Consider the following 9,331-nt stretch of genomic DNA (forward strand, 5'->3'; position numbering starts at 1 on the left):
GGCCCGGGAGCTCTCCCGGGCCGGCCGCCTCCGTCATGTCCGCGAGCGCCGCGAGGGCGCCGGTCAGGACGCCGGTCAGGAGGCCGTACGGGCCACCAACCGGCCCAGCACGTGCGCCAGTTCGCCCTCCAGCGCGGCGCCGCACCGGCCGCCGTGGTCCACCGAGCGCCAGGCCACGAAGCCGTCCGGCCGCACCAGGGCGGCCCCGGTGTGGCCGAGCTGGTAGCGGGCGCCCCACTCGCCGTCCGGGTCCGCGAGGTCGGTGCCGATCCGGTGGGCGGCGAACGGCGTCCCGAGCCGGGCGGCGGCGCGGCCGCCCGCCTCGGCCCAGGGGGTGCCGTCGCGGCCGGTGAGCAGGACGAAGCGGTCGCCGAAGAGGTCCAGCGTGGAGACGGGCGCGCCTTCGCGGGTCAGCCGGACGTGCGGTGCCCGGGTCCCGGCGAGTCCGGCCAGGTCGGCGGGTTCGCAGGGTTCGGTCCCGGCCGGTGCCCCGCCCATCACCGCGGCCGAGCGGTAGTGGTAACCGAAGGTCAGGGCGAGCGGTGAGACGCCGCCGCCCTCGCCGTCGGAGCGGCTGCGCTCGTGCTGCTTGGCGGCGGAGAAGGCGCTGGTGGTCTCGGCGACGGGCTGCCGTTCCGCCTCGTAGGAGTCGAGCAGTTCGGGGCCGGCCCAGCCGTTCAGGACGGCGGCGAGCTTCCAGGCCAGGTTGTGGGCGTCCTGGACGCCGGTGTTGGCGCCGAAGCCGCCGGCCGGCGAGACCACGTGGGCGGCGTCCCCGGCGAGGAAGACCCGCCCGTCGCGGAACCGGTCGGCCACCCGGGCGGCGAGTTCCCAGCCCTGCACCGGCCGGGCCGCGTCGGCCAGCGTCGGGACGATCTCCGCGTCGAGCGCCGGGTCCCCGGTGGCGGTGCGGACCAGCTCCAGGCAGCGCTCGGGGGTGAAGTCGTCCAGGTGCTCGCCGCGTTCGGGGTGGTACGGCACCATCAGCAGCCAGCGGTCCTGGCGTTCGAACATGGCCAGCAGGGTGCCGGCCTCGGGCTTGTCGATGTAGCAGACCGAGATCAGCCGGCCGCGCAGCAGCGCGGTGAGGTCGGCCTCGAAGACGATGTTGGCGACGTGGTGGAGCACCCCGGGCCCGTGGGTGGTGATGCCCAGGGCCTGCCGGACCGGGGAGCGGTGCCCGTCCGCGCCGATCAGGTAGCGGGCGCGGATCCGCCGGCGCTCGCCGGTGCCGGCGGACTCGACCAGCGCCGTGACGCCGTCCGCGTCCTGCTCGAACTCCACCATCCGGGTGGCGAAGCGGACGTCGGCGCCGAGCTTGCGGGCGTGGTCGAGGACCAGCGGTTCCAGCACCTGCTGGTCCACGAAGGCGGGTTCGCAGGGGCTGAGGTGCGCCACCGAGCCGGGCGCCTCGCGCCGCACCCGGTAGATCTCCGGCCCGGCCAGCGTCTCCACCCGGGCCAGCTCCGGGTACCGGTCGAACACCGAGGGCGGCGCCGCCCGGATCACCGGCTCCAGGCCGGAGGACCGGTAGATCTCCATCGAGCGGGAGTTCATCACCCGGCCGCGGGGCAGCACCGAGGTGCCCGGATGCCGTTCGACCACCGTCGTGGTGATGCCGTGGCCGCGCAGGAAGGCGGCCGCCGACAGCCCGACGAGGCCGCCGCCGACCACGAGTACCGACACTTCTTCGTCGTCCATGACTCTCCCTCGTCCGAGCGTGTACCTGAACGTGCAGATGGCTGGGCGCGGAGGTCGGTGCCGCCCGCGCCCGCGCCCACACCCTGGCCGGTCCGCCTCGAACGGTGCTGGAGAACGGCTGCGCGACTGGAGAACGGCTGCGCTCCCCCGACGCCCGGAAGTTCGGCCGACCGACCCTACCGGTCCGCACCCCGCCCCTGACAGGCTTACCGTGCGGCCGAGTTGGGAACGCCGGACGGCCTTCCAACGGTTCTCCAGCCACGCCCGGTACTGCTGATCGGCCGGGCAACGGGGAAGACCCCACCGGCTGAACCGGCTGAACCGGGCGAATCGGAGAGGAACCGAGGATGACGCGATCGAGCGGGCGACGGGTACTGGTGACGGGGGCCTCGCGGGGCATCGGGGCGGCGATCGCCCGGGCGGTGGCCGCGGACGGCGGCCGGGTCGCCCTGCTGGCCCGTCCGTCGGCGGAGCTGGACGGCCTCGCGGCCGAACTCGGCGCGCCGGCGGTGGGCGTGGACCTGGCCGACGAGGCCGCGGCCGGGGCCGCCGTGCGACGGGCCTGCGAGGAGCTGGGCGGGCTGGACGTCCTGGTCAACAACGCCGGGGTGTTCCCGCTGGGCCTGGTGCGGGACGGCGATCCCGCGGACTGGCGGGCGATGCTCGACCTGAACGTGCTCGGGGTGCTGACGGTCAGCCGGGCGGCGATCCCGGCCCTGCTCGCCGGGGAGCACCCGCAGATCGTCAACATCGGCTCCACGGCCGGGCGTTCGGTGTCCCACGCGATCCAGGGCGTGTACGCGGCCACCAAGCACGCGCTGGTGGCGCTCAGCGGCGGCCTGCGGCTGGAGCTCGCCGGGGACGGCGTACGGGTCACCCTGGTGTCACCCGGCGCGGTGCACACCGGGGGCGCCGCCCGAATCAGGGACGAGGCGCTGCGCGGGGTGCTGGCCAAGGTGCAGGAGGCCGTCGGGCTGGACCCGGCGGAGGTGGCGGAGCAGGTGCTGCACGTGCTGCACGCCCCGTCCGGGGTGCATGTGACCGAGCTGGCGGTGCTCTCCACCCGGGAGCAACTGGGCTGACCCGGCGGCGGATCGGGCACGGATCGGGCACGGATCAGGGGCGGCCGGGACACCCCGGCCGCCCCTTCCGCACGTTCCGCGCGCTCAGCGGATCCCGTACGTCCAGCGCGTTCAGCGCCCGCCCGCGACGGTCAGCACCTCCCCGGTGATGTTGCCGTTGGCCCCCGAGCAGACGAACAGCACGGCGTTGGCGACGTCGGCGGGCGCGCTGAGCCGGCCGCTCGCGGTACGGGCGCTCTCCTGCTCCCGCACTGCGGCCGGCAGCCCGGTCAGGGCCCGCTCGGTCAGGGTGAGCCCGGGGCAGACCACGTTGACCAGGATGCCGTCCGCCCCGGTGTCCCAGGCCAGACTGCGGGCGAAGCCGTGCAGTCCGGACTTGGCCGCGCCGTAGAACTCCTGGCCCCGGTGGCCGTCGACCGCCACGTGCGAGGAGAGCAGGGCGATCCGGCCCCAGCCGCGTCGCCGCATGCCGGGCACGACCAGCTGGGCCAGCCGCACCGTCGGCGCGAGGTTCTGCTGCACCACCGGTTCCCAGTCCTCGACCGGGACGTCCTCGAAGCGCACCCCCGGCGCCCGGCGGGTGGCCATCATCCGTACGGCGCTGGTGACCAGGACGTCGATGTCCGCCCAGCCGTCACCGGCGGCGGCGAGTTCGTCGAGGGTGCGCTCGGGTTCGGTCAGCGCGTAGCGCACGGCCCGGGCCCGGCCCTTGGCCGCGCCCAGTTCCTCGGCCAGTTCGACGGCCTCGCGCTCCTTGCTGTGGTAGCCGACCAGGACCCGGGCGTCCTCGGCGGCGAAGGCCCTGGCGATCTCCCGCCCGATCCCTCCGGTCGCACCGGTGACCAGGACCACCCGGTCCGCGACTGCGAGTTCCACGCTGCCTCCTTGCGGCCCGGTGTCCGGTGGGCCGGCCTCCGGGGGCCCGGCGGAGCGTCCGCCGGTCCCGGCGCGAGCCTGCCCGGCCCGCCTGGAGGGCGGTTCGAGGCCCGGCCCTGGCTCCCGGAGCCGACGTCAACCCGCCTCCCGGGCAAGCGTGTTGTCCGGAATTCGAACCCGGGTCGAAACGGCTCTGCCAGCCTCGCCGCCAACCGCACGGCCACCCCGGCCGACCGCGGGGACGTACCCGAGGACTGGGAGGAAGCATGAACACCGACACCGGGAGCGCGCACACCGACGAGCGGGTGCTGCGGATCGACTACGACGACAGCGGAGCGCACGTGGAGGACAGCGTGTTCCGGTCGATCATGGCCACGCTGCCCACCGGGGTCAGCGTCATCACCACGCTCGACGAGGAGGGCCGGCCGAAGGGGCTGACCTGCAGCGCGGTGTGCAGCGTCTCGGCCCGTCCGCCGCTGCTGCTGGCCTGCCTGGACAACCGCAGCACCGTGCTGACGGCGATCCTGGCGCGCGGCGGCTTCGTGGTGAACGTGCTGCGCGAGCGCGGCGAGGGGGTCTCCAACCTGTTCGCCTCCCGCAGCGGCGACCGCTTCGGGGCGACGCCGTGGCGGCCCAGCCCCGCGACCGGCCTGCCGTGGATCGAACGGCACGCGATCGCGCACGCGGACTGCCGGCTGGCCGGCGCCGTCCGGGCGGGCGACCACACGGTGCTGGTGGGCGCGGTCGTGGACGGCACCGCCCACCAGGGGCTCTCCACGCCGCTCATGTACTGGCGCAGCCAGTACGGGACGTGGCCCGCCCAGCCGGACGAGGCGTCGGCCGCGATCACCCTCGCCGCGGAAGGCTGACCCGCGCCTGCTGGAGCAGTCGCCGAAACTCTCAAACTTTGCACATCGTGCAATTTTTGCATTATCCGATGAGTATGCAACCTCTGCAGTTATTGCAGTCTGCGCCAAGATTGCATAGAGTGCAGTCGTGATGAGCGCATCGGACCAACGCAGAGAACGACAGAAGGCGGCCAAGAGACACGCGATCACCCTCACGGCCGTCCGGCTGGTCCTCGACAAGGGCCTCGACGCGATGACCGTCGAAGCCATCAGCGAGGCCGCCGACATCAGCCCCCGGACCTTCTTCAACTACTTCTCCACCAAGGACGAAGCCCTCCAGATGCGACCGTCCTGGTCGTCCGAGTCCCTGACGGCCCTCTTCGAGGCCCGCCCCGCCGACGAGCCGGTGTTCCGGTCGATGCGCGTGGTGGCCCAGGAGATCGCCGACTCGTTCGTCCCGGCCCGCGAGGAGTCCGAGCTCTGGCGCGAACTGTGGCGCCGGCACCCCGAACTCCTGGCCAAGCGCGGCTCGGGCGGCGAGGAGGAGATGTTCCGGAGTCTCATCCTCGCGGTCGCCGAGCGGGTCGGCGCCGACCCGATGAAGGACAGCTACCCGAGCGTCGTGGTCACCTCGGCGTTCTCGGTGATCCAGTGGGCGGTCCGCTTCTCCTGGATCAACCAGGACGGCCGGACCACGGCCAACCTCATCGACGAGGCCTTCGACCTGCTCGAGATCGGCCTCTGAGACCGCCGCACCCGATCGACCCGCGAGACCAGCACCACCCCAGCACCACAGCACCGCTCCCAACCGCTTGTCGGCACCATCCAGACCTCACGTACCCGTGACCAGCCGCACCAAGGAGCCACCCGTGCCACCAACAGCTGGCGACGCCGCCCGGAGTCCCCTGAGCCGCCGCCAACTGGTCGTCGTCATGACGGCCCTGTTACTGTCCATGTCCCTCGGAGCGCTGGACCAGACCGTGGTCGCCACCGCGCTGCCCGCGATCGTCGGGGATCTGCACGGCCTCAAGTACACCTCGTGGCTGTTCACCGCCTACATCCTCGCGTCGGGCATCTCCACGCCCATGTACGGGAAGCTCGCCGACCTCTACGGACGGCGCAAGCTCTACCTGTTCGCCCTGGTCGCCTTCCTCACCGGTTCGGCCCTGGCGGGCGCCGCCCAGTCGATCTTCCAGCTCATCGCCTTCCGGGCGATCCAGGGCGTGGGCGCCGGCGGCCTCATGGTGCTGACCCTGACGATCATCGCCGACATCGTGCCCACCCGTGAACGCGGCAAGTACATGGGCCTGTACGGCGCCGTGCTCGGCCTGTCCTCGGTGGCCGGGCCGCTGATCGGCGGGTACTTCGTCGACCACACCACCTGGCGCTGGGTCTTCTACATCAACCTGCCGCTCGGCCTGGTCGCGCTGGTCGTGGCCAGTACCGCGCTCAAGCTGCCGGTGCGCCACCGCGGCGGGAAGATCGACTACCCCGGGTTCGTCACCCTGGCCGGCGCGCTGACCTGCCTGGTGCTCGCCACCTCGTGGGGCGGCACCAAGTACGCCTGGTCCTCGACCACCATCCTCGGACTGTTCGCCGGCATGGCGGTCTGCATCGCCGCCTTCGTCGTCGCCGAACGGTACGCCCCCGACCCGTTGATCCCGCTACGGCTGTTCACCGTCCGCACGGTGGTGTTCGCCTGCCTGGCCAGCATGCTGGTCTTCACCGCGGTCAACGGCCTGGCCACCTTCATCCCGATGTTCCTCCAGCTGGTCACGGGCATCACCGCGACCAACACCGGCTTGCTGACCCTGCCGCTGATGGTCGGCCTGATGTTCTCGTCCGTGATCGGCGGCAACATGATCACCAAGACCGAGCGCTACAAGTGGTCCCCCATGCTGGGTGCCGTGATCGGCGCGCTCACCATGTTCCTGCTCTCCACGATGAACGAGCACACCGGCTGGTGGCTGCTCGCCGTCTACGTCACCATCCTCGGCGCCGGCCTCGGCCTGATGATGCAGCCCCTGGTGATCGCCGTGCAGGTCACCGTCGAACGCCGGGACCTCGGCGTCGGCACCGCGACCGCGGCGTTCTCCCAGCGCATCGGCGGCTCGATCGGCCTCGCCGCGCTCGGCGCCCTCTTCGCCCACCAGTACGAGCACGGTCTCGCCAAGCACCTGACGCCCGCCCAGGTCGCGGCCGTTCCGTCGGACGGCTCGGTGTCGCCGACGGTGGTCAACGCCCTCCCCGCGGCGGTCCGGGACGGCCTGCGACTGGCCTTCAGCGACGCCCTGACCGACGTCTTCTTCTGGCTCACCCCGGTCATGATCGGCGTGCTGATCCTCTCCGCCTTCCTCAAGAACGTCCACCTCGACCAGAGCGTCCCGCTGGGCGAGTTCGCCCACCTGGACCTCGACGAGGACGAGGAGGACGGCGAGAGCGGGCCCGGCGCTCCCGGCGACGGCCACGGCGCCGCGACCGTCCATCCGATCGGAACGGCCGAGTTCCCGGCCCAACCCGGCGGCAGGGAAGGAGGATTGACGCAGCGTCACTCCTGACGCACCGTCAACTCCAGCAAGCCGGCCGCGGCGCGGTCGCACGGTGCCCCGCCCGTCACCCCCGTACGGGCGACCGCACAGCGACCGCGCCGCGCGCCATCTCTCTTCAGTGACATCGCCGGATACCCCGAAGGTGGGTGTCCGGCGCTCCATTGGGGGCAATCGCCTTGAGCGATCCCGGACAACGCTTCTAGGGTCCTGATCACAGGCCGGCCGCCACAAGGGGCCGGCCACCCGCGTTCATGAGGATTCAGCCGACCGGCGAGGAGCTTCCCATGGATTTCAAGGTACTGGGACCACTGGAGGTAAACCACCTGGGTTGTTCGCGGACCCCGAGTCCTCCGAAGACCCGACAGTTGCTGGCCCTGCTGCTCCTCAGGGTCAACCAGGTGGTGAGCCTCGACTCGATCATCACCGAGCTCTGGGACGACCGCCCGCCGAGGAGCGCGGTCACCACCGCGCAGACGTACATCTACCAGCTCCGCAAGGCCTTCGCCGCCGAGGTCGGCGAGGAGGCGGCCGGACACATGATCTCCACCGTCCTGCCCGGCTACGTGCTGCGGATCGACGAACGCCAGCTCGACGCCCCCCGGTTCGACCGGCTGGTCGAGGAGGCCCGGCTGCTCACCGAGGACGGCGAACCCCTGCGGGCCGCCGGACTCCTCGAGGACGCCCTGGCGATGTGGCGCGGCCCGGCCCTGTCCAACGTCACCTGCGGTCCGGTGCTGGCCAGTTACGCCACCCACCTGGAAGAACGGCGGATCAGCGCCCTGGAGGCCAGGGTCCGCACCGACATGGAACTCGGACGCCACCGCGAGCTCGTCGCCGAGCTCCAGACCCTGGTGTCCGCCTACCCCTTCAACGAGTGGTTCCACACCCAACTGATCCTCGCGCTGAACCGCTCGGGCCGGCGCGGCGACGCCCTGCACGCCTACCAGCGGGTGCGGCGCCTGCTCGGCGAGGAGCTCGGGCTCGACCCGTCCGCGGAACTCCAGCGCGTCCACCAGCAGGTGCTGCGGGTGGACGGGCCGGCGGTCCAGCGGGTGCCCGCCGTCTCCGGGGCGAGGAGAGGCTGATGACGATCCTCACCCCGCCCGCGCCGACCGCGCTGGACGTCGTCGCCGGGCACGACCTGACCGGGCGCACCGCCGTCGTCACCGGCGGCGCCTCGGGCATCGGCCTGGAGACCGTCCGCGCGCTCGCCCTGGCCGGCGCCCGGGTGGTCATCGGCGCCCGCGACCCCCGCGCCGCCGGGGCCGCCGGGGCCGCCGCGGCCGACCTGCGCAAGAGCACCGGGAACCAGGCCGTCACCGTCGCCGCCCTGGACCTCGGCTCCCTGCGCTCGGTCCGCGAGTTCGCCGACGCCCTGCTCGAACAGCGCGACCCCGTCCACCTGTTGATCGCCAACGCCGGCGTCATGGGGCTGCCCCCCGGCCGCACCGCCGACGGCTTCGAGACCCACCTCGGCGTCAACCACCTCGGCCACTTCGCCCTCACCGTCCGGCTGTTGCCCGCCCTGCGCTCGGCCGGGCACGCCCGGGTCGTCGTGGTCGGCTCCAGCTCGCACCACCTGGGCGGACTCGACCTCGACGACCCGCACTTCGAGCACCGCCCGTACGACCCGTACCTCGCCTACGCCCAGTCCAAGACCGCCAACGCCCTGTTCGCCGTCGCCCTCACCGGCCGGCACCGGGCGGACGGCGTGCTCGCCAACACCGTCAGCCCCGGCGCCGCCCTCACCGGCCTCCAGCGCCACCTCAGTGCCGAGACCAAGCTGGCGGTGGGCCTGGTCGGGCCCGACGGCACGCCCAACCCGCGGCTGCGCACGGCCGCCCAGGGCGCGGCCACCCCGGTGTGGGCGGCGGTCGCCCCAGAACTGGCCGGGACCGGCGGGGCCTACCTCGAGGACTGCGCGCTCGCCGAACCGTGGGACGGCCAGGGCCCGCCCCGCGGCTACCTGCCGGAGGCGCTCGACCCGGAACGCGCCGCACGCCTCTGGGACGTCTCCGCCGCGCTGGTGGGCGTGGGCTGACCGACCCCGGGCCGGCCACCCCCGGCCCACCACACGGGCCCGGTCACCGCGGACCGGCCACCCCGGGTGACCCGCTCAACCAGCCGACCGCCGGCCCTCACCCCGACCGGGCGGCTCCGGGAGCCGGGCGAGCTCCCGGCTCAACCGCGACTCCACCGCGCTCAGGGGCACCTCCGGGCAGAGCCGCTCGGGGTGCCCCGGCGCGGGCCCGCGCAGCCGCCGCGGCTCCGGCAC

The 9,331-nt window shown here is 73.2% G+C and carries 9 protein-coding genes; 6 read left to right on the forward strand and 3 right to left on the reverse strand.

Annotated features, from left to right (window positions below; all coding sequences use genetic code 11):
• Positions 1-75: 75 nt before the first annotated feature.
• Positions 76-1,701 carry an FAD-dependent monooxygenase gene (locus IE332_RS26685; RefSeq protein WP_189921115.1) on the reverse strand — a complete coding sequence of 542 codons (1,626 nt, stop codon included), beginning with the start codon at positions 1,699-1,701 and terminating at the stop codon, positions 76-78.
• Positions 1,702-2,048: 347 nt separating this feature from the next.
• Here IE332_RS26685 and IE332_RS26690 point away from each other — a divergent pair, with 347 nt between their 5' ends.
• Positions 2,049-2,783, forward strand: coding sequence for an SDR family oxidoreductase (locus tag IE332_RS26690; protein ID WP_189921117.1), 735 nt, complete (start codon positions 2,049-2,051; stop codon positions 2,781-2,783).
• A gap of 111 nt (positions 2,784-2,894) precedes the next feature.
• Here IE332_RS26690 and IE332_RS26695 read toward each other — a convergent pair whose 3' ends face one another.
• Complete coding sequence (locus IE332_RS26695) at positions 2,895-3,659, reverse strand: SDR family NAD(P)-dependent oxidoreductase (RefSeq protein WP_189921119.1); 765 nt, start codon at positions 3,657-3,659, stop codon at positions 2,895-2,897.
• A gap of 266 nt (positions 3,660-3,925) precedes the next feature.
• Here IE332_RS26695 and IE332_RS26700 point away from each other — a divergent pair, with 266 nt between their 5' ends.
• The 5 genes from IE332_RS26700 to IE332_RS26720 all read left to right on the forward strand — a co-directional run bounded on the left by IE332_RS26700 (position 3,926) and on the right by IE332_RS26720 (position 9,097).
• Positions 3,926-4,528, forward strand: a complete 603-nt coding sequence (locus IE332_RS26700) for a flavin reductase family protein (protein WP_189921121.1) — start codon at positions 3,926-3,928, stop codon at positions 4,526-4,528.
• Positions 4,529-4,658: 130 nt separating this feature from the next.
• Entirely contained in the window at positions 4,659-5,252 is a 594-nt protein-coding gene (locus tag IE332_RS26705; protein ID WP_189921123.1) for a TetR/AcrR family transcriptional regulator, read from the forward strand.
• A 124-nt stretch (positions 5,253-5,376) separates the two neighbouring features.
• The gene (locus tag IE332_RS26710; RefSeq protein WP_189921126.1) at positions 5,377-7,065 is read left to right on the forward strand and encodes an MDR family MFS transporter; all 1,689 of its coding nucleotides are present in this window, start codon (positions 5,377-5,379) and stop codon (positions 7,063-7,065) included.
• Positions 7,066-7,340: 275 nt separating this feature from the next.
• Positions 7,341-8,141 (forward strand): AfsR/SARP family transcriptional regulator, encoded by an 801-nt coding sequence (locus IE332_RS26715; RefSeq protein ID WP_268256617.1) that lies wholly within the window; start codon positions 7,341-7,343, stop codon positions 8,139-8,141.
• A complete protein-coding gene (locus tag IE332_RS26720; RefSeq protein WP_189921130.1) occupies positions 8,141-9,097 on the forward strand; it encodes an SDR family NAD(P)-dependent oxidoreductase in 957 nt (318 codons plus the stop codon). Before IE332_RS26715 ends, IE332_RS26720 begins: the two co-directional genes overlap by 1 nt.
• Before the next feature lie 75 nt (positions 9,098-9,172).
• Here IE332_RS26720 and IE332_RS42455 read toward each other — a convergent pair whose 3' ends face one another.
• Positions 9,173-9,331, reverse strand: coding sequence for a DUF6059 family protein (locus IE332_RS42455; RefSeq protein ID WP_373313851.1), 159 nt, complete (start codon positions 9,329-9,331; stop codon positions 9,173-9,175).

Origin of the sequence: Kitasatospora xanthocidica, from assembly GCF_014656195.1 — a bacterium.
Lineage (GTDB): Bacteria > Actinomycetota > Actinomycetes > Streptomycetales > Streptomycetaceae > Kitasatospora > Kitasatospora xanthocidica.

Excerpts from the sequence above, each read along its gene's own strand:
- IE332_RS26705 (WP_189921123.1), top strand. The coding sequence starts at position 4,659 with ATGAGCGCATCGGACCAACGCAGAGAACGACAGAAGGCGGCCAAGAGA.
- IE332_RS26720 (WP_189921130.1), top strand. The coding sequence starts at position 8,141 with ATGACGATCCTCACCCCGCCCGCGCCGACCGCGCTGGACGTCGTCGCC.
- IE332_RS26685 (WP_189921115.1), bottom strand. The coding sequence starts at position 1,701 with ATGGACGACGAAGAAGTGTCGGTACTCGTGGTCGGCGGCGGCCTCGTC.
- IE332_RS26715 (WP_268256617.1), top strand. The coding sequence starts at position 7,341 with ATGGATTTCAAGGTACTGGGACCACTGGAGGTAAACCACCTGGGTTGT.
- IE332_RS26690 (WP_189921117.1), top strand. The coding sequence starts at position 2,049 with ATGACGCGATCGAGCGGGCGACGGGTACTGGTGACGGGGGCCTCGCGG.
- IE332_RS26700 (WP_189921121.1), top strand. The coding sequence starts at position 3,926 with ATGAACACCGACACCGGGAGCGCGCACACCGACGAGCGGGTGCTGCGG.